The sequence below is a fragment of the Thermomonas aquatica genome (assembly GCF_006337105.1).
GTDB classification, from domain to species: domain Bacteria; phylum Pseudomonadota; class Gammaproteobacteria; order Xanthomonadales; family Xanthomonadaceae; genus Thermomonas; species Thermomonas aquatica.
Genome location: NZ_CP040871.1, coordinates 2,509,732 through 2,531,593, shown reverse-complemented (window position 1 = coordinate 2,531,593; position 21,862 = coordinate 2,509,732). Strand labels below are relative to the sequence as shown.

At 69.7% G+C, this 21,862-nt stretch carries 21 protein-coding genes and 1 pseudogene; 15 read left to right on the top strand and 7 right to left on the bottom strand.

Annotated features, from left to right (window positions below; all coding sequences use genetic code 11):
• Nucleotides 1–17: 17 nt before the first annotated feature.
• Nucleotides 18–722 carry a PepSY-associated TM helix domain-containing protein gene (locus FHQ07_RS11940; RefSeq protein ID WP_139717019.1) on the top strand — a complete coding sequence of 235 codons (705 nt, stop codon included), beginning with the start codon at nucleotides 18–20 and terminating at the stop codon, nucleotides 720–722.
• Here FHQ07_RS11940 and FHQ07_RS11935 read toward each other — a convergent pair whose 3' ends face one another.
• Complete coding sequence (locus FHQ07_RS11935; RefSeq protein ID WP_139717018.1) at nucleotides 723–1,334, bottom strand: HutD/Ves family protein; 612 nt, start codon at nucleotides 1,332–1,334, stop codon at nucleotides 723–725.
• A 31-nt stretch (nucleotides 1,335–1,365) separates the two neighbouring features.
• A complete protein-coding gene (locus FHQ07_RS11930) occupies nucleotides 1,366–1,707 on the bottom strand; it encodes a ComEA family DNA-binding protein (RefSeq protein WP_139717017.1) in 342 nt (113 codons plus the stop codon).
• Between the two features lie 212 nt (nucleotides 1,708–1,919).
• On the opposite strand from FHQ07_RS11930, the gene FHQ07_RS11925 reads away from it, so the two are divergent.
• From FHQ07_RS11925 to FHQ07_RS11905, 5 genes and pseudogenes are all read left to right on the top strand, one after another.
• Nucleotides 1,920–3,410, top strand: coding sequence for a M20 family metallopeptidase (locus tag FHQ07_RS11925; RefSeq protein ID WP_139717016.1), 1,491 nt, complete (start codon nucleotides 1,920–1,922; stop codon nucleotides 3,408–3,410).
• Between the two features lie 107 nt (nucleotides 3,411–3,517).
• Nucleotides 3,518–3,766 (top strand): GlsB/YeaQ/YmgE family stress response membrane protein, encoded by a 249-nt coding sequence (locus tag FHQ07_RS11920; protein ID WP_139717015.1) that lies wholly within the window; start codon nucleotides 3,518–3,520, stop codon nucleotides 3,764–3,766.
• A 140-nt stretch (nucleotides 3,767–3,906) separates the two neighbouring features.
• Nucleotides 3,907–5,696, top strand: a pseudogene (locus FHQ07_RS11915) (assimilatory sulfite reductase (NADPH) flavoprotein subunit).
• On the top strand, nucleotides 5,696–7,393 hold the full coding sequence (cysI, locus tag FHQ07_RS11910; protein ID WP_139717014.1) for an assimilatory sulfite reductase (NADPH) hemoprotein subunit: 1,698 nt from the start codon (nucleotides 5,696–5,698) through the stop codon (nucleotides 7,391–7,393). The pseudogene FHQ07_RS11915 and the gene cysI overlap by 1 nt, the downstream one beginning before the upstream one ends.
• A complete protein-coding gene (locus FHQ07_RS11905; protein ID WP_139717013.1) occupies nucleotides 7,390–8,127 on the top strand; it encodes a phosphoadenylyl-sulfate reductase in 738 nt (245 codons plus the stop codon). The genes cysI and FHQ07_RS11905 overlap by 4 nt, the downstream gene beginning before the upstream one ends.
• Nucleotides 8,128–8,140: 13 nt before the next feature.
• Here FHQ07_RS11905 and FHQ07_RS11900 read toward each other — a convergent pair whose 3' ends face one another.
• Nucleotides 8,141–9,121 carry a LysR family transcriptional regulator gene (locus tag FHQ07_RS11900; protein ID WP_139717012.1) on the bottom strand — a complete coding sequence of 327 codons (981 nt, stop codon included), beginning with the start codon at nucleotides 9,119–9,121 and terminating at the stop codon, nucleotides 8,141–8,143.
• 155 nt (nucleotides 9,122–9,276) lie between these two features.
• On the opposite strand from FHQ07_RS11900, the gene cysG reads away from it, so the two are divergent.
• Entirely contained in the window at nucleotides 9,277–10,743 is a 1,467-nt protein-coding gene (gene cysG, locus FHQ07_RS11895) for a siroheme synthase CysG (RefSeq protein ID WP_139717011.1), read from the top strand.
• Between the two features lie 25 nt (nucleotides 10,744–10,768).
• The gene (gene cysK, locus FHQ07_RS11890) at nucleotides 10,769–11,728 is read left to right on the top strand and encodes a cysteine synthase A (protein ID WP_139717010.1); all 960 of its coding nucleotides are present in this window, start codon (nucleotides 10,769–10,771) and stop codon (nucleotides 11,726–11,728) included.
• A 42-nt stretch (nucleotides 11,729–11,770) separates the two neighbouring features.
• Here cysK and FHQ07_RS11885 read toward each other — a convergent pair whose 3' ends face one another.
• A complete protein-coding gene (locus FHQ07_RS11885; protein WP_139717009.1) occupies nucleotides 11,771–13,174 on the bottom strand; it encodes a mannose-1-phosphate guanylyltransferase/mannose-6-phosphate isomerase in 1,404 nt (467 codons plus the stop codon).
• Nucleotides 13,175–13,216: 42 nt separating this feature from the next.
• Between FHQ07_RS11885 and FHQ07_RS11880 the strand changes: the two genes are divergently transcribed.
• From FHQ07_RS11880 to FHQ07_RS11870, 3 genes are all read left to right on the top strand, one after another.
• Complete coding sequence (locus tag FHQ07_RS11880; RefSeq protein ID WP_139717008.1) at nucleotides 13,217–14,251, top strand: aminoglycoside phosphotransferase family protein; 1,035 nt, start codon at nucleotides 13,217–13,219, stop codon at nucleotides 14,249–14,251.
• Between the two features lie 10 nt (nucleotides 14,252–14,261).
• Nucleotides 14,262–14,975 carry an N-acetylmuramate alpha-1-phosphate uridylyltransferase MurU gene (gene murU / locus FHQ07_RS11875; protein WP_139717007.1) on the top strand — a complete coding sequence of 238 codons (714 nt, stop codon included), beginning with the start codon at nucleotides 14,262–14,264 and terminating at the stop codon, nucleotides 14,973–14,975.
• Between the two features lie 118 nt (nucleotides 14,976–15,093).
• Nucleotides 15,094–15,642, top strand: coding sequence for a nuclear transport factor 2 family protein (locus FHQ07_RS11870; protein WP_168191556.1), 549 nt, complete (start codon nucleotides 15,094–15,096; stop codon nucleotides 15,640–15,642).
• On the opposite strand, the gene hda is transcribed toward FHQ07_RS11870, so the two are convergent.
• The 3 genes from hda to FHQ07_RS11855 are packed head-to-tail and all read right to left on the bottom strand — an operon-like array spanning nucleotide 15,639 to nucleotide 18,674.
• Entirely contained in the window at nucleotides 15,639–16,355 is a 717-nt protein-coding gene (gene hda, locus FHQ07_RS11865; RefSeq protein WP_139717005.1) for a DnaA regulatory inactivator Hda, read from the bottom strand. The genes FHQ07_RS11870 and hda overlap by 4 nt on opposite strands.
• Before the next feature lie 6 nt (nucleotides 16,356–16,361).
• Complete coding sequence (locus tag FHQ07_RS11860; protein ID WP_139717004.1) at nucleotides 16,362–17,534, bottom strand: AI-2E family transporter; 1,173 nt, start codon at nucleotides 17,532–17,534, stop codon at nucleotides 16,362–16,364.
• Nucleotides 17,535–17,540: 6 nt separating this feature from the next.
• A complete protein-coding gene (locus FHQ07_RS11855) occupies nucleotides 17,541–18,674 on the bottom strand; it encodes a DUF2066 domain-containing protein (RefSeq protein ID WP_139717003.1) in 1,134 nt (377 codons plus the stop codon).
• Nucleotides 18,675–18,816: 142 nt separating this feature from the next.
• Here FHQ07_RS11855 and purM point away from each other — a divergent pair, with 142 nt between their 5' ends.
• Genes purM through FHQ07_RS11835 form a run of 4 tightly spaced genes read left to right on the top strand, consistent with a single transcriptional unit; the run spans nucleotide 18,817 to nucleotide 21,836 of the window.
• A complete protein-coding gene (gene purM, locus FHQ07_RS11850) occupies nucleotides 18,817–19,851 on the top strand; it encodes a phosphoribosylformylglycinamidine cyclo-ligase (RefSeq protein ID WP_425476916.1) in 1,035 nt (344 codons plus the stop codon).
• Between the two features lie 5 nt (nucleotides 19,852–19,856).
• Nucleotides 19,857–20,480, top strand: a complete 624-nt coding sequence (locus tag FHQ07_RS11845) for a DUF2238 domain-containing protein (protein ID WP_139717001.1) — start codon at nucleotides 19,857–19,859, stop codon at nucleotides 20,478–20,480.
• Complete coding sequence (gene purN / locus FHQ07_RS11840; RefSeq protein WP_139717000.1) at nucleotides 20,477–21,121, top strand: phosphoribosylglycinamide formyltransferase; 645 nt, start codon at nucleotides 20,477–20,479, stop codon at nucleotides 21,119–21,121. Before FHQ07_RS11845 ends, purN begins: the two co-directional genes overlap by 4 nt.
• Before the next feature lie 40 nt (nucleotides 21,122–21,161).
• Nucleotides 21,162–21,836, top strand: coding sequence for a DUF3108 domain-containing protein (locus FHQ07_RS11835; protein WP_139716999.1), 675 nt, complete (start codon nucleotides 21,162–21,164; stop codon nucleotides 21,834–21,836).
• The last annotated feature ends 26 nt before the right edge of the window (nucleotides 21,837–21,862 follow it).

Genomic DNA, 21,862 nt, shown 5'->3' with positions numbered 1-21,862 from the left:
GCACACGACCCCTTCGCATGAGCCCGAGCACGCACCGCCCGCACCGTTTCCGCAACGTCAGCTACCGCTGGATGCGCCAGATCCACCTGTGGATCGGTGCCTGGGGCGCATTGGCCACCGTCGTCTACGGGTTCACCGGACTGGTCCTCAACCACCGCTTCGGCGACGACGCCTGGCCGCAGGGCGACAGCAACGAAGTGGCACGGGTCGAACTCGCCGTTCCGGCGACCGCGCGCACCTCGGCCGAGGCCTTGTCGCTGTGGTTGCGCGACACCCAGGGCCTGGATGCGCAGACGATCCGCAAGGGCGCACCGGGCGGCGAGCGCGGCAAGAGTGGGCAGGCCGGCCAGCGTCGCGGCGGCGACCAGGGCGGCAACCGTGCAGGCAGCGACAAGACCGGCGGCCCCGCGCCGAAATGGAACCTGTCCGGCGGCACGGCGCGCAGCTCATGGGCGCTCGAATACGTCCCGGGCAGCGACACTGCGGAACTGAAGAAGAACCGGCAGACGCCGCTGGCCGGCCTGAACCGCCTGCACAAGGGCGTGGGCGGCGGCTGGGCATGGATCCTGCTGGCCGACAGCTTCGCCATCGGCATGCTGCTGCTGGGGATCTCGGGTTTGTGGATGTGGGCGCGCGGGCGCGGGGTGAAGGAAGTCTTCGTCAGCGTGCTGGCGGTCGGCCTGGTGGTGTGGCTGGCGGTGTTCCTGCCGGCGATGGCCTAGTCAGCGCGGCGCGATCCGGATCAACAGCACTTCGCCACCGCCATCCAGCACATAGCGCTGGCGCGCGTCGCCGGCGACCAGCACCGCGGTATCGCCGCGGTTGACCTCGCCCAGCGCCGAATCGTCGGCGAAGCGCGCCTGCCCGGCGAGCGAGTGGATGGCCCAGGTCTCGCCGGGTTCGACGAACAGCACCATCGTGCCCACCAATGGCCGGTGCCAGAGCTGCGCGTCGACCACGTCGCGCTTCCACATCAGGTTGAAATCGCGGGTCGGGCCATCGACCAGTTCGCCGAAGGCGGCACGTTCGCCGGCGAAGCGCAGCCTGTCGTGCGGCGGCAGCAGCTCATGGGTTTCGCCGTCGTCGAAGCGCAGGCGCAGGCCGTTGCCGCTGAGCAGGACCAGTTCGCGGTCCACCCCCGGGAAGGCGGAGAACGGCGCGTCGGTTTCGATCTCGGCGACCGACAGCCGCCAGTCCCAGTCGTTGGTGTCGCGCTCGTCGCTGCCGTGGACCTTGAGGATCTCCGAGGTCCAGCCGGCGCCGTTCTTCCAGCGCATGCGCGCATAGCCGCTGGCGCGCAATATCGAAGACGACTGCGGCGATGATCCATTCATCGCCGCAGTGTATCGCCGTGCCGGCTGCCGATCAGCGGCGTGCGACCTGCTTCGGCATCGGCCTGGCGGCCGCGGCGGCAACCGCCTTCGGCGCCGGGCGGGCAGCGCCCAGGGCGATGCGGTCGCGGTTCTTCTCGACCGTCTTCAGGCCGATGCCCTTGACCATCGCCAGCTGCTCGGCGCTGCGGAAGGCGCCGTTGGCCTTGCGGTAGGCGACGATCGCATCGGCCTTGGCCGGGCCGACGTTGACCAGCACGCGGTCGATGGTGGCGGCGTCGGCGGTGTTGATGTTGACGGTCTCGCCGGCGATGGCGGCGCCGGCCAGCGCCAGCGAGAGGATCAGCGAGGAGAACAGGGTCTTGAAGGTGTTCATGGCAGGCTCCTGGGTGGTTTCGGTTGGCTGTTTCGAATCCGCGACCGCTGGCTGCGATCCGGTGAACACAGGTTGCCGATGCGGCCTGCCCGCCCGTATCGGCATCGCCCGCATGGACGCCTCCCGGTTCGACCCGGCCACGGGTAGGAAACCCCCTACCGCCGACGGGCGGTAGAATTGCGCTTTCCGCAGCAAGGCAAGGCCGTACCCCGATGGATGCCAGCAAGATCAAGACCTTCGTCGATGCCAAGTGGGACAGCGAGATCGTCCCCCAGCTGGTCGAGTACATCCGCATCCCCAACAAGTCGCCGATGTTCGATGCCGACTGGGTGAAGAACGGCCACATGGATCGCGCGGTGGCGCTGATGGAGGCCTGGGCCAAGGCGCAGGACGTGCCCGGCATGCAGCTGGAGGTGGTGCGCCTGGAAGGCCGCACGCCGCTGATCTTCCTCGACATCCCGGCCGCCAACGGCGGCAGCAATGACGACTGCGTGTTGCTGTACGGCCACCTGGACAAGCAGCCGGAGATGACCGGCTGGGACGAAGGCAAGGGCCCGTGGCTGCCGGTGCTGGAAGGCGACCGCCTGTACGGCCGCGGCGGCGCCGACGACGGCTATGCGATCTTCGGTTCGCTGACCGCGATCATGGCGCTGCAGGCGCAGGGCGCGGCGCATGCGCGCTGCGTGGTGCTGATCGAGGCCTGCGAGGAATCCGGCAGCTACGACCTGCCCGCCTATGTCGACCATCTCGCGGATCGCATCGGCCGGCCCTCGCTGGTGGTCTGCCTCGACTCCGGTTGCGGCAACTACGACCAGCTGTGGTGCACCACCTCGCTGCGCGGCCTGGCCGGCGGCAACCTGACGGTCAAGGTGCTGGAGGAAGGCGTGCACTCGGGCGATGCCTCCGGCATCGTGCCCTCGAGTTTCCGGATCATCCGCCAGCTGCTGTCGCGCATCGAGGACGAGAAGACCGGCAAGGTGCTGGTCGACGGCCTGCACGTCGAGATCCCCGCCGAACGCCTGGCGCAAGCCGCGAAGGTCGCCGACGTCCTCGGCGACGAGGTCTACGACAAGTTCCCGTTCCTGCCCGGCATGACCCCGATGAACCCGGATCTGACCGAACTGGTGCTCAACCGCACCTGGCGGCCGGCGCTGTCGATCACCGGCGTCGACGGCATCCCGCCGCTGGCCTCGGCCGGCAACGTGTTGCGCCCGTTCACCTCGCTCAAGCTCAGCCTGCGCCTGCCGCCGACTCTGGACGGCAAGCGCGGCGGCGAACTGCTGCAGGACATCCTGCTGCGCGATCCGCCGAACGGCGCCCAGGTCAGCCTGCACCTGGAGAAAGCGAGCACCGGCTGGAACGCGCCGGCGCTGGCGCCGTGGCTGGAAAACGCCATCGACGCCGCCAGCCGGGAGTTCTTCGGCAAGCCGGCGATGTACATGGGCGAAGGCGGCACCATCCCGTTCATGGGCATGCTCGGCGAGAAGTTCCCGGGCGCGCAGTTCATGATCACCGGCGTGCTCGGCCCGCATTCCAATGCGCACGGCCCCAACGAGTTCCTGCACATCCCGATGGGCAAGGGCGTCACCGCCTGCGTGGCGCGGGTGATCGCCGAACACCAGGCGGCCAGCCGGCGCGGCGAGACCGCGGGGGTGGCGGCGGTGGCCGGCGGCGAGCAGCACGGCGAGCACGGCTGCTGCTGATCCGGCCGGTCGAAGCGGGCTGCTGCAGCGCAACGCGACGCCCGATGCGGGACTGCTAGGATGGCCCGGCAGTCTCCATCAACCACCGATCTCCGGAGGAAAGCAGCATGGGCGGCATCCTGTACACGATCCTGATCGGCGCCGTGATCGGCGCACTCGCCCGACTCATCAAGCCGGGTGCAGACCCGATGGGATGGATCCTGACGATCCTGCTCGGCATCGCCGGCGCCTATGCGGGCAGCTGGCTGGGCCCGATGATCGGGATCGCCGGCGGCATGCTCGGCTTCGTCGTTTCGATCGTCTGCGCGATCGTCTTCCTGTTCGTCTACGAAGCCCTGCGCAAGAAGAAGGCCTGATCCCTTCCCGCGGCATCCGACGCCCCGCCCCGTGCGGGGCGTCTTCGTTCCGGCAGGCTGCATAAGCGCATAACCAGCCCTCCTTTCTCCGCGCGCGGGCGCAGGCCTAGCCTGCATGCAGGTTCCCCCACTGCATCGCCATGTCCTCCGCCGCCCTTGCCCTGTCCACGCCCCTGTCCAGCGAACGCAGCGCCCTGCTCGCGCAGTTCGCCGCCGGCACGGATGCGCCCGGCCTGCTGTGGGCCTCCGGCTACCTGGCCGGGCTCGCGCGTTCGCTCGAGCTGCCTGCGCACCCGCCCGCCGCCAACGCCGCGGTCACTCCGGCCACCATCCTGTACGGCAGCCAGACCGGCAACGCCCGCCGCGCCGCGGAAGCCCTGCACGCCAGGCTCGAAGCCGCCGGCCTGCCCGCGCGCCTGCTGCGCGCAGATGCCTATCCGCTGCGCGAGCTGAAAGACGAGCGCCTGCTGTACATCGCGATCAGCACCCAGGGCGACGGGGATCCGCCGGACGACGCGCTGGGCTTCGTCGACTTCCTGTCCGGCAAGCGCGCGCCGCAACTGCCGCAGCTGAAGTACGCGGTGCTCGCCCTGGGCGATTCCAGTTACCCGCAGTTCTGCGCGGTCGGCCAGCGCCTGGATGCGCGCCTGGCCGGGCTCGGTGCGAGCCGCATCGCCGAGGTGGCCAATGCCGATCTCGACGTCGAGGCGGTGTCCGCGCCATGGATCGCGACGGTCGCCGAAGCCGCGCAGGAGCTGCTCAAGCCGGCCGCGCCGCTGGCGACGGTGGTTCCCCTGCGCCCGCACGCGGTACCGCAGGCGCACGCGCGCGAACGCCCGTTCGCCGCCGAGCTGCTGGCCAACCAGCGCATCACCGGCCGCGGCAGCGCGCGCGACATCCGCCACATCGAGCTATCCCTCGAAGGTTCCGGCCTGCACTACGAGCCGGGCGACGCGCTGGGCGTGTGGCCGCGCAACCCGCCTGCGCTGGTCGACGCGCTGCTGGCGGCGCTGGAGTTCGATGGCGATGCCCGGGTCGCGCATGCCGGCAGCGAACTGCCGCTGCGCGAGTGGCTGGCCGGCAAGCGCGAGATCACCCGCCTCTCGCGCCCGTTCATCGCCAGCCATGCGGCGCAGGCCGGCGACGCCGCGCTCAACCGCATGCTGGCGCCGGAGAACGCGGCGCAACTGGCCAAGCTGCTCGGCGAATCGCAGCTGATCGACCTGTTGCGCACGACTCCCGCAGCCTGGACCGCGGAGGATTTCATCGCCGCCTTGCGCCCGCTGCAGCCGCGCCTGTATTCCATCGCCTCCAGCCGCAAGGCGGTCGGCGAGGAAGCGCACCTCACCCTCGCCCACGTCGAATACGACAACGGCCACGGCCTGCGCTGGGGCGCGGCCTCGCACTTCCTCGCCAGCCGCGGGAAGGCGCGCGCGCCGATGTCTTCATCGAAGCCAACGAACGCTTCCGCCTGCCCGCCGACGCCTCGCGCGACATCGTGATGATCGGCCCCGGCACCGGCGTGGCGCCGTTCCGCGGCTTCGTGCAGGAACGTCGCGAAACCGGCGGGAGCGGCCGCAACTGGCTGCTGTTCGGCAACTCGCATGCGCGCAGCGAATTCCTCTACCAGACCGAGTGGCAGCAGGCCTTGAAAGACGGCAGCCTGCATCGCCTCGACCTCGCGTTCTCGCGCGACCAGGCGGAGAAGGTCTACGTGCAGCAGCGCCTGCGCGAACACGGCCGCGAGCTCTACGCCTGGCTCGAGAACGGCGCGCATGTCTATGTCTGCGGCGCGCTGGCGATGGGCAAGGACGTGCATGCCGCGCTGCTGGACGTAGTCGCACGCGAACGCGGCGTGGATGCCGAGGCCGCCGCCGACTATGTCTCTGCGCTGCAGGCGCAGGGCCGCTACGCCAGGGACGTGTACTGATGAGCGCGCATTCCGTCGAAAGCATCAAGCAGCAGAGCGCGCGCCTGCGCGGGACCCTGCTGGAATCGCTGGCCAACCCGGTCACCGGCGCACTGGCCGAAGACGACCAGACCCTGATCAAGTACCACGGCAGCTACCAGCAGGACGACCGCGACATCCGCGACGAGCGTCGCCGGCAGAAGCTGGAACCCGACTACAGCTTCATGATCCGCACCCGCACCCCGGGTGGCGTGGTCACGCCCGATCAGTGGCTGAAGCTGGATGCCATCGCCACCACCTACGCCGAGCGCGGCCTGCGCATCACCACCCGCCAGGCGTTCCAGTTCCACGGGGTGATCAAGACCCGGCTGAAGCCGACCATGCAGGCGATCAACGCCGCGCTGATCGACACCCTCGCCGCCTGCGGCGACGTCAACCGCAACGTGGTGGTGGCCGCCAACCCGCAGCTGTCGCCGCTGCACGCGACCGTGCACGCGCAGGCCGCCGCGTTGAGCGAACGCCTGCTGCCGAACACCCGCGCCTATTACGAGATCTGGCTGGACGAAGAGAAGGTCGCCGGCAGCGGCGAGGAAACAGAACCGGTCTACGGCGAGACCTACCTGCCGCGCAAGTTCAAGATCGCGTTCGCGGTGCCGCCGAGCAACGATGCCGACGTGTTCGCCAACGACCTCGGTTTCATCGCCATCGTCGAGGACGGACAGCTGGTCGGCTACAACGTGAGCGTCGGCGGCGGCATGGGCGCGACCCATGGCGATCCGGAGACCTACCCGCGCCTCGCCAACGTGATCGGTTTCATCGCACCCGACCAGCTGCAAGACGTGGCGATCGCGGTGATCACCGCGCAGCGCGATTTCGGCAACCGCGCGGTGCGCAAGCGCGCGCGGCTGAAGTACACCATCGACGACCGCGGCATCGACTGGTTCAAGGACGAAGTGGAACGGCGCGCCGGCTTTCCCCTGGGGCCGGCGCGGCCGTTTTCCTTCGACCACAACGGCGACCGCTTCGGCTGGCGCGAGGGCCACGACGGCCGCTGGCACCTGACCCTGCGCATCCCGGCCGGGCGCATCGTCGACAACGGCGAGGTGCGGCACCTCAGCGGCCTGCGCGAGATCGCCGGCATCCACCAGGGCGAATTCCGCCTGACCCCGAACCAGAACCTGGTGATCGCCGGCGTGCCCGCCGGCCAGCGCGAACGCATCGACGCGCTGGTGCGCGAGTACGCGCTGGATGCGCATGCGCGCGCCAGCGGCCTGCGCCTCAACGCGCTGGCCTGCGTGGCGCTGCCGACCTGCGGCCTGGCGATGGCCGAGGCCGAACGCTACCTGCCCGAGCTGCTCGACAAGGCCGAAGTCCTGCTCGACAAGCACGGCCTGCGCGATGCGCAGATCCACCTGCGGATCAGCGGCTGTCCGAACGGCTGCTCGCGGCCCTACCTCGGCGAGATCGCCCTGGTCGGCAAGGCGCCGGGCCGCTACAACCTGATGCTCGGCGCCGACCATCGCGGCCAGCGCCTGAACGCGCTGCACCGCGAGAACATCGACGAGGCCGCGATCCTGTCCGAGCTCGACGCGCTGTTCGCGCGCTATGCGAATGAACGCATGACCAACCAGCATTTCGGCGATTACCTGGTCGCCGCTAGCATCATCACGCCCCCCGCAACGCCGAACAACGGCATCGCCATCGAGGTGATCCCATGAGCCCGCCCGACCCCATCACCGCCGCCGAATCGCCGCAGGCGCTGTCCGCGCTGAATCGCTGGCTGGGACGCTTGTCCGCGCAGGAGCGCGTGGCGTGGGCGTTCGACAGCCTGGCCGGGCCGCATGCGCTGTCCACCAGTTTCGGCGTGCAGTCGGCGGTGTCGCTGCACCTGCTGACCCAGGCGAAGCCGGACCTCCCGGTGATCCTGGTCGATACCGGCTACCTGTTCCCCGAGACCTATCGCTACGCCGACGAACTTACCCAGCGCTTCGGCCTGAACCTCGCGGTGTACCGCCCGCAGATCGGCGTCGCCTGGATGGAGGCGCGCTTCGGCAAGCTGTGGGAAAACGGCAGCGACGGCCTGCAGCGCTACAACCAGCTGCGCAAGGTGGAACCGATGCAGCGTGCGCTGAAGGAACTCGGCGTGCGCAGCTGGTTCGCCGGGCTGCGGCGTTCGCAGTCGCCGAGCCGCGCCAACATCGATTTCCTGGAACTGCGCGACGGCCGCTGGAAGCTGCACCCGATCGCCGACTGGGACGACCTCGACATCGCGTCCTACGCGCTGCAGCACGACCTGCCGGAGCATCCGCTGTCGCGGCAGGGCTATGTCTCGGTCGGCGACGTGCACACCACCGCGCCGCTGCTCGATGGCGACGTGGGCAAGACGCGTTTCTTCGGCCTGACCCGCGAATGCGGGCTGCATTTCGACCTGCCGGACAGCGTCGCGGCCTGAGCCGCGACCCGCCTCATACCGCGATCGACTGGGTCAGTTCGTCCCAGCCCGGCGGCGGCGGCCAGTTCGGATCCTGGTTGCCTTCCAGCACCCGGCGCAGGTCGCGGCGATCGAGCTGCGGGGCAAGCCAGTGCAGCAGGCTGAGCGCGTAGTCGCGCAAGACGCGGCCGCGCGGAATCACCGCCCAGGTGATGCATTCGGGGATTTCCGCGGGTGCGGCGAGGATGCGCAGGTCGGCGTCCTCGCGGCCGCCGATCGCCATTTCCGCCAGCAGCCCCGCACCCAGCCCGGCGCGCACATAGGTCTTGATCAGGTTGGCGTCGCGCGCGGTCATCGCGATCTGCGGGGTCACGCCGGCGCCGGCGAACGCACGCTGCAGCGAGGAATCGGTGCGGGTCGAACTCTCGTAGCTGATCAGCGCATGGTGGGCCAATTCGACCAGGGTCGGCGCGCGTTGCAGGCCGGCCAGCGGATGCCCGTTTTGCACCAGCAGCACGCGCCGCCAGCGGAACAGCGGCACCGCCACGCCGCCCTGCGGCACGCTGCCGGCGGTGCTGATCAGGGCCAGGTCGGCCTGGTCGAGCTTGCCGAGCACGTCCGAATCGCCGGCCGCCAGCAGGTCCACGCTGACCTGGGGGAATTCGCGCTTGATCGCGGCGATCGCCGGCGGCAGCACGTAGCGCGCCTGGGTGTGCGTCGTCGCCAGCAGCAGGCGGCCGCTGTACTCGCCGCGCTCGTTGGCCGCGTAGCTGCGGATATTGGCCACTTCCGCCAGCACCTTGCGCGCGTGCTCGATCACCCGCACGCCGGCCGGGGCGATGCTCTCCAGGCTGCGGCCCTTGCGGGTGAACAGCTGGAAGCCGAGTTCGTCCTCCAGCTGCTTGAGCTGCTTGGACAGGCCCGGCTGGGTGGCGTGCACGCGTTCGGCAGCCTGGGTGATGTTCAGGCCGGAATCGGCGATCGCGACGAGGTAGCGCAGCTGGGTCAGGGTCATGGCGGCGGAGGGTTGTTATATCGCTATATCGAGATGTAGCGATGAAGTATACCGATGCCCACGGGCTTTTCCACACAAGCCTTATGCCTTCCGAGCATAAGTGAAAATCCGGCCGCCATTTCACCGCTGGTCGGTTCGCCGCCTAGCGTGGCGGCATGTCGAACGCCTCCCCGTCCAAGCTGTTTCCCCTGTTCGCCGACCTGCGCGGCCGCCGCGTGCTGGTGGTCGGCGGCGGCACGGTCGCGCGGCGCAAGGTCGAAGCCCTGCTCGATGCCGGCGCGCGTGTCGTGGTCGGCGCACCGGCGCTTGAACCGACGCTGGCCGAATGGAAAGCGAACGCGCGCATCGAACACATCGAAGGCGTGTTCGCAGCGCAGTGGCTCGATGCCGCCTGGCTGGTGATCGCCGCGACGGACGATGTCGAGACCAACCGCGCCGTGGTCGACGCCGCCGATGCGCGGCGCATTTTTTCGAATGCAGTGGACGATGCCGAGCTGTCGCGTTTCCACGTGCCCGCCCGCGTCGAACGCGGCCCGCTGCAGATCGCGATCTCCAGCGGCGGCGGCGCGCCGATGCTGGCGCGGTTGCTGCGCGAGGAACTGGAAACCCGCTTCGACGACAGCTTCGGCGCGCTGGCGGAACTGCTGACCCGGCACCGCGAACGCATCCGCGCACGCTGGCCGGAACTCGGCGCGCGCCGGCGCGGCTTCGCCAAGCTGCTGTCCGGCCCGTTGCAAGGCCTGCTGCGCCAGCGCCAGCACCTGGCCGCCGAACGCGCGTTCGATGCCGCGTTGCGCGAACACGAAACGACGGCAACCCGAGGCTCGGTCGCCTTGGTCGGCGCCGGCCCCGGCGATCCCGGCCTGCTGACCCTGCGCGCGCTGCGCGTGCTGAACGAAGCCGACGTGATCCTGCACGACCGCCTGGTCAGCGACGAGGTGCTGCAACTGGCCCGTCGCGATGCGGAACGCATCAGCGTCGGCAAGCATGCCGGCGGCGGCGGCCACTCGCAGGCCGAGATCAATGCGCAGCTGGTCGCGCTCGCGCAGGCCGGCAAGCGCGTGGTGCGGCTGAAGGGCGGCGACCCGTTCGTGTTCGGCCGCGGCGGCGAGGAACTGCAGGCGCTGCGTGCGCACGGCATCGGCTACGAAGTGGTGCCCGGCATCACCGCCGCCATCGCCTGCGCCGCCTATGCCGGCATCCCGCTGACCCATCGCGAACATGCGCAATCGCTGCGCATCGTCACCGCGCACGGCAAGGACGACATCGACGCGCTGGACTGGGCCTCGCTGGCGCGCGGGCGGCAGACCCTGGCCTTCTACATGGGCGTGGCCGGGCTGGACCGCATCCGCGAGCGGCTGACCGCGCACGGATTGCCCGCCGCCACGCCGTTCGCGCTGGTCGAGAACGGCAGCCGCCCCGAACAACGCGTGGTGGCCGGCATGCTGGCCGACCTGCCCGCGCTCGCGCGTTTGCACCAGGTACGCGCACCGGCACTGCTGGTGGTCGGCGATGTCGCCGCCTTCGCGAACAGCCTGCACTGGTTCGGTCGCGAGCCGCTGACCGACGCTTCGTTCACCGACGCGGCCGCAGCATCGCCTTCGCTTGCCGCAGCCGCCTGAATTCCTCCCCTTCCCGGATCCTCACATGGCACTCCACGACAACATCCTCGACACCATCGGCAACACGCCCATCGTCAAGCTGCAGCGCATCGCGCCGAAGCACGTGACCCTGTACGCGAAGGTCGAATCCTTCAATCCCGGCGGATCGGTCAAGGACCGCCTGGCGCTGGCGATCGTCCTCGATGCCGAAGCCAAGGGCCTGCTGAAGCCCGGCGACACCATCGTCGAGGCCACCTCCGGCAACACCGGCGTGGCGCTGGCGATGGTCGCCGCCGCGCGCGGCTACAAGTTCGTGGCGACGATGGCGGAAACCTTCTCGATCGAGCGCCGCAAGCTGATGCGCGCGTACGGCGCCAAGGTGATCCTGACCCCCGCCGCCGAACGCGGCAGCGGCATGGTGCGCAAGGCCAGGGAACTGGCCGACAAGCACGGCTGGTTCCTGGCCAGCCAGTTCGCCAATCCGGCGAACCCGGCCTACCACCGCAACACCACCGCGCCGGAAATCCTGCGCGATTTCGCCGGCAAGCGGCTGGACTACTTCGTCACCGGCTGGGGCACCGGCGGCACCTTGACCGGCGTCAGCGACGTGCTGCGCGTCGCCCGCCCGGAGATCAGGATCATCGCCACCGAACCCGCCGGCGCCGCGCTGCTGAAGGGCGACGAGTGGAAACCACACAAGATCCAGGGCTGGACCCCGGACTTCGTGCCGGAGGTGCTGGACCGCAAGGCCTACGACGAACTGCTTTCGATCACCGACGACGAGGCCATCGCCACCTCGCGCAAGCTGGCCGCCGAGGAAGGCATCTTCGTCGGCATCTCCGCGGGCGCCACCGTCGCCACCGCGCTGAAGGTGGCGGAAGCCGCGCCGCAGGGCTCGGTGTTGCTGGCGATGCTGCCGGATACCGGCGAGCGCTACTTCTCCACGCCGCTGCTCAACGACCTCAACGAGGGCAGCGACGACGCGTGGTTGGCGAGCCTCGGCTGATCCGTGTCGGCCTGTGTGCGGGGCATGCCCCGCACGCGCACCTCAAGCCCGTCCGTACTGGTCGTCGTAGCGGACGATATCGTCCTCGCCCAGGTAATCACCGGACTGCACCTCGATCAGTTCCAGCATCTCGCTGCCGGGATTCTCCAGCCGATGCTTGGCGCCGATCGGGATGTAGGTGCTCTGGTTGGCGAACAACTCGAACACGTCGTTGTCGCGGGTCACCCGCGCGGTGCCGCGCACCACGATCCAGTGCTCGGCGCGGCGCGCATGCGACTGCAGCGACAGCCGCGCGCCCGGCTTCACCTTGATCCGCTTGACCTGGAAGCCCTCGGCCATGTCGATCGAGTCGTAACTGCCCCACGGGCGGTGCACTTCGCGATGCAGCGCGGCCTGGCTGCGCTGTTCGGCCTTCAGCCGCGCCACCACGTCCTTGACCTGCTGCACCTTGTCCTTGCGCGCCACCAGCACCGCGTCGTCGGTCTCGACCACCACCAGGTCGTCCACGCCGACCAGCGCCACCATGCGCCGCGCGTAGGCATAGCTGTTGCGGCTGTCGATGGCGATCACGTCGCCGTGGTGCGCGTTGCCGTCGGCGTCCTGTTCGCTGACGTCCCACAGCGACGACCACGAACCGACGTCGTTCCAGCCGATGTCGACCGGCAGCACCATCGCCGCATCGGTCTTCTCCATCACCGCGTAGTCGATGGAATCCGACGGGCAGGCGGCGAACGCGGCATTGTCGAAGCGGATGAAATCGCCGTCGCGCGCGGCGGCGTCGAACGCGGCGCGCACCGCAGCGACGATGTCCGGGCGGAAGCGCTGCAGTTCGTCGAGGTAACGCGAGGCGCGCAGCAGGAACATGCCGCTGTTCCAGTAATAGCCGCCGGCATCGAGGTAGGACTGCGCGGTGGCGGCATCCGGCTTCTCGACGAAGCGCAGCACGCGCTGCACGCCATCGCCCTGCTCGGCCTGGATGTAGCCGAAGCCGGTTTCCGGCGCATCCGGGACGATGCCGAAGGTGACCAGCGCGCCCCGCTCCGCCGCCGGCATCGCCTTGCGCACCGCGGCGCGGAAGGCATCGGCATCGCCCACCACGTGGTCGGAAGGCAGCACCAGCAGCAGCGGATCGTCGCCCCCGCGCAGCGCCTGCATCGCCGCCGCGGCGATCGCCGGTGCGGTGTTGCGGCCCATCGGCTCCAGCAGGATGGCGGGCGTGGGCGCGCCGACCTGGCGCAGCTGCTCGGCGACCAGGAAGCGGTGCTCCTCGCCGGCGACCACGATCGGCGCGGCATCGGCGAGATCGGCCACCCGCCGCCAGGTCGCCTGCAACATGGTGTCGTCGCCGGCCAGGGCCAGGAACTGCTTGGGGTACGCCTCGCGCGAGAGCGGCCACAGCCGCGTGCCGGAACCGCCGGACAACAGGACAGGCTGCAGCTTCGGCATGCGCTTCTCGCTCGGATCGATGCGGCAGTTTACCCTGTGCGCATGAACCGACCCGAGCAAGCCGACCCGCGCGCCGAAGCGCGCACCGCCTGGACCCGCGCCGTGCTGCGCGACGACACCGCCGAACCGATACGGGCCTCGATGGATGCGGGCTTCCGCAGCTACTGGCGCGCGCAAGCCAAGGATGCGAGCGGGCTCCGGGACAGCGTGATCGTGATGGATTCGCCGCCGGACAAGGAAGACGTGCGGCCGTGGCTGCAGGTGCGCGGCTTGCTGCAGGCCGGCGGGGTGCGCGTGCCGCAGGTGCTGGCGGAGGATGTCGAGGCCGGTTTCCTGCTGCTCGAGGACCTGGGCACGGACACCTACCTGCACGTGATCGATGCCGGCAATGCCGACGCGCTGTTCGACGACGCCGTGACCCAGCTGCTGCGCATCCAGGCCATCGCAACGCCAGCGGACCTGCCCGCCTACGACAGCGCGTTGCTGGAACGCGAACTGCGCCTGTTCGACGACTGGTTCTGCGGCCGCCACCTCGGCATGGCGCTGGATTGCGGCGACATGGAGACGCTCGACGGCGCCTACCGCACGCTGATCGATGCCGCGCTCGCGCAAGCGCAAGTGCTGGTGCATCGTGACTTCATGCCGCGCAACCTGATGCCCGCGGCCGATGGCCCGGCGGTGCTGGATTTCCAGGACGCGGTGCTCGGCCCGATCGCCTACGACCCGATCAGCCTGTTCAAGGACGCCTTCCTGAGCTGGCCGCAGGAACGCGTCGACGCCTGGCTGGCGCGCTACCACGCGCGCGCCGTCGAAGCCGGCCTGTCGGTGCCGGAACTGGCGCGTTTCCGCCGCGACGCCGACCTGATCGGCGTGCAGCGGCACCTGAAGATCATCGGCATCTTCGCCCGCCTCAACCATCGCGACGGCAAGCCGAAGTACCTGGCCGACACGCCGCGCTTCTTCGCCTACCTCGACGCCGTGCTGCCGCGCTATCCGGAACTCTCCGGCCTGCAGCGCTTCATCGAGCACAAGGTGAAGCCGGAAATCGCCCGGCTCGCCGCGATCGTGCGCGAGTGACCCGCGGCGCATGCGGGCGCTGATCTTCGCCGCCGGGCTGGGCGAGCGCATGCGCCCGCTCACCGACGCCACCCCGAAGCCGCTGCTGGCGGTGGGCGGCAAGCGCCTGATCGAATGGCACCTGGAGAAGCTGGCCGGGCTCGGCGTCGGCGAGGTCGTGGTCAACACCTCGTGGCTGGCGGAGCAGTTCCCGGCCACGCTGGGCGATGGCGCGCGCTGGGGCCTGCGCATCCGCTACGCCTACGAAGGCGCCATCCCACTGGAAACCGGCGGCGGCATGTGGAACGCGCTGCCGCTGCTGGGCGGCGCGCACGGCGCCGACGAGGCATTCCTGCTGGTCAATGGCGACGTGTGGACCGACTACGACTTCGCCCGCCTGCCGCGCGAACCGCAAGGTCTGGCGCACCTGGTGATGGTCGATCGCCCGGCGCAGGCGACCCACGGCGATTTCGCGCTGGACGGCGACGGTTCGGTCCGCGCCGACGGCGAGCACCGCCTGACCTATTCGGGGATCGGCATGTACCGACCGCGGCTGTTCGACGACTGGCGCGCGATCGTGCCGGAACCGGCGATGGTCGACGGCAAGCCGAAATTCCCGCTGGCGCCGTTGCTGCGCGCACACATGACCGCAGGCCTGATCCGCGGCGAACATCATCGCGGCCGCTGGACCGATGTCGGCACGCCGCAGCGGCTGGCGCAACTCGACGCGGAGTTGCGCGGATAGCCTCCGTCCGTGCACGCACGCGTGCCGTTCGCCCCGGTTTCCGCCCGCCGCCGCGGCCGCGCGTCAACATGATGCGGCCGCGCCCGTTGCCGGGATTCCCCACCCCCGAAGGACCGCCATGAAACTCCGCCCGCTTGCCGCCTGCCTCTCGATCGCCTTCGCCGCACTGCCGCCCCTCGCGGTTTCCGCGCAAGACGCCGCGCCCGTCGCCGGCGCCTACACCCAGGCGCAGGCGAAACAGGACATCGGCAAGGTGGTCGAAGCCTTCCGCACCGCGATCATCGACAAGGACAAGCCGAAATTCCTCGCCCTGTTCCCGGCCAACGGCCCGGTGGCGTGGCAGAGCGTGATCGGCGACGACAACCTGCGGCACATGCGCCTGAACAAGCCGGAGACCGGCAAGGCGCGCTACAACGCGAAGTACAGCCACCTCGGCTTCATCGACAACATCGTGTCGGAGCAGGAGCGCAGCGAGGAGACCTTCGACGACATCCGCATCGATACCGACGGCGAAGTGGCAGCGGTATCGTTCGATTACCGGTTCCTGAGCGACGGCAAGGAAACCAACCGCGGCCAGGAAAGCTGGTCGCTGGTGCGCACCGACGAGGGCTGGAAGATCGTCTCGGTGGTGTGGTCGATGCACTGGCCGATCAAACCGGCCACTTAACCGTCCGCGGGCGTTTCCAGCACCTGGCGCAGGAACGGCACGGTCAACCGCCGCTGCGCCGCCAGCGAGGCGCGATCGAGCCGGTCGAACAGCGCGCCGAGGTCGGACAGGTCGCGGCTGTGGCGGCGCAGCAGCCATTCCAGCGCGGCCTCGTCGAACGCCAGGCCGCGCGCGGCCGCGCGTTGGCGCAAGACGTCCGCCCGGCCATCGTCGTCCAGCGCGCGCAAGCCGAGCAGGCTGCACTGCGCCAACCGCGAACGCAGGTCCGGCAGCAGCAGCGGCAATCCGGCCGGCACGTCGCGCGCGGCATAGACCAGGGCGATGCCGGCATCGCGCACGCGGTTGTGCAGGTCGAACAGCGCGATTTCGTCCTCGCGGTTTCCGGCGATCGCGTCGAGCTCGTCCAGCGCCACCAGGCCGGCCCCTTCGACGCCACGCAAGGCGTCCCGCGCGCGTCCGCGCACGCGCGCCAGCGACAGGTAGTTCGCATCCCGGCCCGCCGCTTCGGCGGCCGCGCAGGCGGCAAGCAGCAGATGGGTCTTGCCGGTGCCGCTCCCGCCCTGCAGGTAGAGGGCATCGCGGTGGTCGCCGGCGGCGAGTTCCCGCAACTGCGCCAGCACCAGCGGCGCGCCCCGCCAGGTCTCGAAGCGCTGGTCGGGCGGATAGCGCAGCGCCAGCGGCAACTGCGGACCGAGGCGGTCCTGCGGGGTCATGCCGGCTCAGGCCGCGGGTGGAGCGCCATCCGGCGACGGCGCCGGCGGCGCGGCCGCATCGCCCACCGATCCGCCCGCCACGATCGTCGGATGTTCGCCCGCGTACAGGCGGCTGTGGGTGTAGCGCTCGTGCGCGTAGCGCAGCAGCACGTTGGCCACCGCCGCCACCGGCAAGGCCAGCAGCATGCCGAGGAAGCCGAACAGCTGGCCGCCCGCGAGCACCGAGAAGATCACCGCCATCGGGTGCAGGCCGATCCGGTCGCCCACCAGTTTCGGCGTCAGCCAGTAGCTTTCGATCACCTGGCCGACGGTGAACACCACCGCCACGCCGACCAGGTGCTGCCAGTCGCCGAACTGGGCCAGCGCGGCGATGCCGCCAAGCACCACCACCGTCGCCGGGCCGAGGTAGGGCACGAAGGTCAGCAAGCCGCCGATGATGCCGATCAGGATGCCGAGGTCGAGCCCGACCGCCCACAGCCCGACGCCGTACAGCACGCCGAGGATCAGCATCACCAGCAACTGCCCGCGCAGGAAACCGCCGAGCACCGCGTCCGATTCCTTGGCCAGGTTGCGCACGGTCTCGAAGTAGTCGCGCGGGATCAGCGCGCCCACGCGCCCCACCAGCAGGTCCCAGTCGCGCAGGAAGAAGAACGCCAGCACCGGCAGCAGCACGATGTTGGCCAGCATCCCGAGCAGGGCGAAGCCGGAACGCGAGACGTAGCCGAGCGCGGTCGCGGCGATGCCGCCGGCGCGCTGCCAGTGCTCGCGCACCAGTTCGATCAGGTGTTCCGGATCGAGCCAGTACAGCACGGACAGACCGGTGCGCTGCTCGAACCAGGGCAGCGCGGTGCCGACGAACCAGTCGCGGTAGGCCGGCAGCGATTCGACCAGGGTGACCAGTTGCTGTTCAAGCAACGGCACCAGCACGATCAGCGCCAGCAGCAGGATCGTGCTCATCGCGCTGAACACCAGGATCACCGCGTTGTTGCGCCGGTAACCCTTGCGTTCGAGCCGGTCCACCAGCGGATCGCCCAGCCAGCCCAGCAAGGCGGCGAACACGAACGGGCTCAGGATCGGCGCCAGCAGCCACAGCAGCGAGAGTGCGGCAATGGCGAGCGCCGCCCACTGCAGGCGGCGATAGAACATGGCGATGGTGGCAAGGTCGCGTTCGTCGCCCATGGCCGGTCAGCCGCCCATGCGGAAGGTGGCGATGCGCGGCGCCGATGGCCGGTCGCCATCCTTGCCTGCGTCCTCGTCGTCGCTGTCGCCGCCGGTCGAGACCGTGGACAGCACGTCGCCGCGATCGACCAGCCTGGCGAAGCCGGAGATGCCCGTGGCCAGCTCCAGCTCGAGCTGCAATTCGCCCGGCAGCGCCAGCACCGGGCGCACGCGCTTGACGATGGACACGTCGCCCAGGTAGCCGATCAGGCGCATGTAGTCGTCGGCACCGTCCACGCCGAGGATGCGCACCCGGAAGGTCCCCGGGGGGCCGCCACTGCCGGCCTTGGCATAGCGCCTGAACAAGGCATCGGCCGCGCCGTCGGCGCCGCCGGCCATCGCCCGCCGCGCATCGGCATGCTTGGTCTGCCAGGTGGACAGGGTCTTGCCCTTGTCGACGAAGGTCCAGTCCGCCACCCAGCCGCCGGCACCGCGTTGCAGCTTGCCGATCAACTGCATCGGCGGACTGTACTTGCGCGACAGCCCGGCGATGGCGGCGGTGTCGCCGCGCCAGATCGCGCCGGTCGCGGCCTGTTCCGCCGCATTGCCGCCGGGCAGGCCCAGCGCGAAGCCGCGCGCCTTGGCCTGGTCGAGGATCGCGCGCGCGGCGTTGACCTGGGCCAGGCTGACCAGCCGCGGGCCGCTGCCGTCGTTGATGGCCAGCCACAGCACCGGCTTCGGCCGCGGCTGCGGCCAGTTCGGCAGGCCCAGCATCTGGATCAGCTGGTCCACGTCGTCGCGCTTGAAGCGCACCACCAGGGTGGTCTGGAAGCTCGGCGCGCCATTCGCCGCCACGCCTTCGTCCTGCCGGTAGTCGTAGCCGGCCACATAGGACTTGGCCTTGCCGAGTTCATCGCGCACGCCGGGACGCTGGGCCGCCCCGCGATCGCCGGTGACCTTGCCCAGCACCGCCGCCAGCGCGCGGCCGAAACCGGCATTGCGCTCGGCATCGGCCTGGTTGCGCACCGCCACCTCGGCCTCGTACGGGCCGCTGGCGCCGGCGCGGTCGCCTTCGATGCGCTGCGCATGGGCCAGGCCGCCGAACAGCAGCAGTACGCTGGCCAGCATCCACGCCCAGGATTTCCGCTGCATCCCTTGCATCAGCACGCCCGTCCTTGCCCGGCTATGTGCCCGGCCCGGGTGAAATGGTGCCGCAGCGGCGCGGGCACGTCCACGTGAAGGCGGTCGTCACGTTAAAATGGGCGTCTTCCAGGCGCGTTCGCGCCAGCGCGCCGAGGCTCCCGTGACGCAGTCCACCCCCCTCACCTACCGCGATGCCGGCGTCGACATCGATGCGGGCAACGAAGTCGTCGAGCGCATCAAACCCCTGGTGCGGCGCACGATGCGCCCCGAAGTGCTGGGCGGCGTGGGCCTGTTCGGCGGCCTGTTCGACCTCTCCGGCCGCTACCGCGAGCCGGTGCTGGTGTCCGGCACCGATGGCGTCGGTACCAAGCTGATCCTGGCCAAGCAGCTGAACCGGCACGACAGCATCGGCCAGGACCTGGTGGCGATGTGCGTGAACGATGTGCTGGTGCAGGGCGCCGAGCCGCTGTTCTTCCTCGACTACTTCGCCACCGGCAAGCTCGACGTGCAGACCACGGTCGACGTGGTCGCCGGCATCGCCAGGGGCTGCGAGATCGCCGGCTGCGCGCTGATCGGCGGCGAAACCGCCGAGATGCCGGACATGTACCCGCCAGGCGAATACGACCTGGCCGGCTTCACCGTCGGCGCGGTGGAAAAGTCGAAGTTGATCGACAGCAGCAAGGTGCGCGCCGGCGACGTGCTGATCGGCATCGCCTCCAGCGGCCCGCACTCCAATGGCTATTCGCTGGTGCGCAAGATCCTGGCCCGCGCGGGCAACCCCCTGGACCTCGACCTCGGCGGCGTGAAACTCGCCGACGCGTTGATGGAACCCACCCGCATCTACGTCAAGCCGGTGCTGGAACTGCTGGCCAGGCACGACATCCACGCGATGGCCCACGTCACCGGCGGCGCGCTGGTGGAGAAGATCATCCGGGTGGTGCCGAAGGAGTTCGGCCTCGAGATCGACACCTCGTCGTGGCCGCTGCCGGCGGTGTTCGACTGGCTGCAGCGCGAAGGCAACGTGGCCCGCGAGGAAATGTGGCGCACCTTCAACTGCGGCATCGGCTACGTGCTGATGGCGGCGCCCGGCGACGTTGCGGCGATCGAAGCCGACCTCGACCGCCTCGGCCTGGCGCACTGGCGGATCGGCCAGGTCGTGCCCGCCGGCGAAGGCGAACGACTGCGCATCGGCTGAGCGGGATGCATGCCGCGAAAAGGGTCTGCTTCGGGCTCACCCTCGCCGTGTTCGCGGCAAGCTGGATCGCGCCGCGCTGGCCGCTCGAACAGGCGCTGCACAGCAGCCTGACCGTGCTTGGCCTGGCGTGGCTGTGGTGGCACGACAGACGCTGGCCGCTGCAGCCGCTGCACTTCGCCCTGGTCTGCGCTTTCATCGTGGCGCATTGCGTGGGCGCGCGCTGGCTGTATTCCTATGTTCCCTACGATGCCTGGCTGCAGGCAGCCACGGGCTGGTCGCCGACCGAAGCCTTCGGCTGGCAACGCAACCACTTCGACCGCCTGATCCACTTCGCCTACGGTTTCTGCCTTGCGCCGCCGGCATGGCATTGGCTTGGGCAGCGTTGGCCGCGACTCGCCGCGGCGCAGGCCGGAGCGCTCGCGGTGATGCTGGTGATGTGCAGCAGCCTGGTCTACGAGTGGCTGGAATGGCTGGTCGCATCGACGCTCTCGCCCGGAGCCGCAGAGGCCTACAACGGCCAGCAGGGCGACATGTGGGATGCGCATGCGGACATGCTGCTTGCGACCATTGGCGCGATACTGGCTTGGCCGCTGATGCATCGAGAACCTCGGCAAGGTAAGGACACATGACCATCCGCCTCGCCGTCCTCGCCTCGGGCCGCGGCAGCAACCTGCAGTCGATCCTCGATGCGATCGCGGCGCGCGCGCTGGATGCCGAGCTGGTCGGCGTCTTTTCCGACAAGCCCGATGCGCCCGCCTTGCAACGCGTGCCCGAGCCGCTGCGCTGGGCGCGCAAGGCCAGGGCCTACCCGGAGCGCGCCGCGTTCGACGCCGAATTGGCCGATGCGGTCTCGGCGGTGCGGCCCGACTGGGTGGTCTGCGCCGGTTACATGCGGATCCTCGGCGACGCCTTCGTCCAGCGCTTCCGCGGCCGGCTGCTCAACATCCATCCATCGCTGCTGCCCAGGCACAAGGGCCTGCACACCCATGCGCGGGCGCTGCAGGCGGGCGATGGCGAACACGGCGCCAGCGTGCATTTCGTGATCCCGGAACTGGATGCGGGCGCGGTGATCGCGCAGGCGCCGCTGCCGGTGCTGGCCGGCGACAGCGCGGAATCGCTCGCCGCGCGGGTGCTGCAGGTCGAACATCCCTTGCTGCTGGCGGTCTTGCAAATGGCCGCTGCCGGCCGCATAGCTGAACAGGCCGGTCAGGCAACACTGGATGGTCAGCCCTTGTTTACGCCGCTGCGGCTAGAGTTCGCCCCCGCATGACCCAGCGTGGCCATATCCCTTCGCATTCAAGTATTTGCGCATGAAACCCTTCCCCGCCACCGCATTGCTCAGCCTCCTGCTCGCCGCGTCGCCGGCATGGGCGGTCAAGCCGTTCACGGCCGACTACCAGGCGAACGTCAAGGGCACCATCTCCGCAGACGCGCAGATGACCCTGGCCGCGGCCGGCGGCGACCGCTGGAACTACGTGCTCAGCGTGAACAGCCCGATCGCGACCCTGCGCCAGACCACCGTGTTCGAGGATCACGGCGGCAACTGGCGCCCGCTGTCCGGCAACGACTACACCCAGATGGTGTTCAAGAAATCGCAGAAGAACGCCAGCTACGACTGGAGCAAGGGCGAGGCGCGCTGGAGCGGCGACGTCAAGGCCGACCGTGCCGGCCCGGTCAAGCTGCAGGACGGCGACCTCGACGCGATGCTGCTCAACCTGGCCATCGTCCGCGACGTGGCCGCCGGCAAGCCGCTCAACTACCGCATGGTCGACAACGGCGTGGTCCGCCAGCAGAACTACCAGAACCTGGGCAAGGACACGGTCACCGTCGCCGGCAAACCGCGCAGTGCGACCAAGGTGAGCCGCACCAGCGAGAACAAGCAGGTGACCGTGTGGGTGGTCGACGGCTATCCGGTGCCGGCACGCATCCTGCAGCAGAAGGACGGCAAGGACGAACTGGACCTGGTGCTGAAATCGGTGCGTTGAGCGATAGCAGCGCGCGCAGCAACAAC

Excerpts from the sequence above, each read along its gene's own strand:
- FHQ07_RS11940 (WP_139717019.1), top strand. The coding sequence starts at position 18 with ATGAGCCCGAGCACGCACCGCCCGCACCGTTTCCGCAACGTCAGCTAC.
- FHQ07_RS11935 (WP_139717018.1), bottom strand. The coding sequence starts at position 1,334 with ATGAATGGATCATCGCCGCAGTCGTCTTCGATATTGCGCGCCAGCGGC.
- FHQ07_RS11930 (WP_139717017.1), bottom strand. The coding sequence starts at position 1,707 with ATGAACACCTTCAAGACCCTGTTCTCCTCGCTGATCCTCTCGCTGGCG.
- FHQ07_RS11925 (WP_139717016.1), top strand. The coding sequence starts at position 1,920 with ATGGATGCCAGCAAGATCAAGACCTTCGTCGATGCCAAGTGGGACAGC.
- FHQ07_RS11920 (WP_139717015.1), top strand. The coding sequence starts at position 3,518 with ATGGGCGGCATCCTGTACACGATCCTGATCGGCGCCGTGATCGGCGCA.
- cysI (WP_139717014.1), top strand. The coding sequence starts at position 5,696 with ATGAGCGCGCATTCCGTCGAAAGCATCAAGCAGCAGAGCGCGCGCCTG.
- FHQ07_RS11905 (WP_139717013.1), top strand. The coding sequence starts at position 7,390 with ATGAGCCCGCCCGACCCCATCACCGCCGCCGAATCGCCGCAGGCGCTG.
- FHQ07_RS11900 (WP_139717012.1), bottom strand. The coding sequence starts at position 9,121 with ATGACCCTGACCCAGCTGCGCTACCTCGTCGCGATCGCCGATTCCGGC.
- cysG (WP_139717011.1), top strand. The coding sequence starts at position 9,277 with ATGTCGAACGCCTCCCCGTCCAAGCTGTTTCCCCTGTTCGCCGACCTG.
- cysK (WP_139717010.1), top strand. The coding sequence starts at position 10,769 with ATGGCACTCCACGACAACATCCTCGACACCATCGGCAACACGCCCATC.
- FHQ07_RS11885 (WP_139717009.1), bottom strand. The coding sequence starts at position 13,174 with ATGCCGAAGCTGCAGCCTGTCCTGTTGTCCGGCGGTTCCGGCACGCGG.
- FHQ07_RS11880 (WP_139717008.1), top strand. The coding sequence starts at position 13,217 with ATGAACCGACCCGAGCAAGCCGACCCGCGCGCCGAAGCGCGCACCGCC.
- murU (WP_139717007.1), top strand. The coding sequence starts at position 14,262 with ATGCGGGCGCTGATCTTCGCCGCCGGGCTGGGCGAGCGCATGCGCCCG.
- FHQ07_RS11870 (WP_168191556.1), top strand. The coding sequence starts at position 15,094 with ATGAAACTCCGCCCGCTTGCCGCCTGCCTCTCGATCGCCTTCGCCGCA.
- hda (WP_139717005.1), bottom strand. The coding sequence starts at position 16,355 with ATGACCCCGCAGGACCGCCTCGGTCCGCAGTTGCCGCTGGCGCTGCGC.
- FHQ07_RS11860 (WP_139717004.1), bottom strand. The coding sequence starts at position 17,534 with ATGGGCGACGAACGCGACCTTGCCACCATCGCCATGTTCTATCGCCGC.
- FHQ07_RS11855 (WP_139717003.1), bottom strand. The coding sequence starts at position 18,674 with ATGCAAGGGATGCAGCGGAAATCCTGGGCGTGGATGCTGGCCAGCGTA.
- FHQ07_RS11845 (WP_139717001.1), top strand. The coding sequence starts at position 19,857 with ATGCATGCCGCGAAAAGGGTCTGCTTCGGGCTCACCCTCGCCGTGTTC.
- purN (WP_139717000.1), top strand. The coding sequence starts at position 20,477 with ATGACCATCCGCCTCGCCGTCCTCGCCTCGGGCCGCGGCAGCAACCTG.
- FHQ07_RS11835 (WP_139716999.1), top strand. The coding sequence starts at position 21,162 with ATGAAACCCTTCCCCGCCACCGCATTGCTCAGCCTCCTGCTCGCCGCG.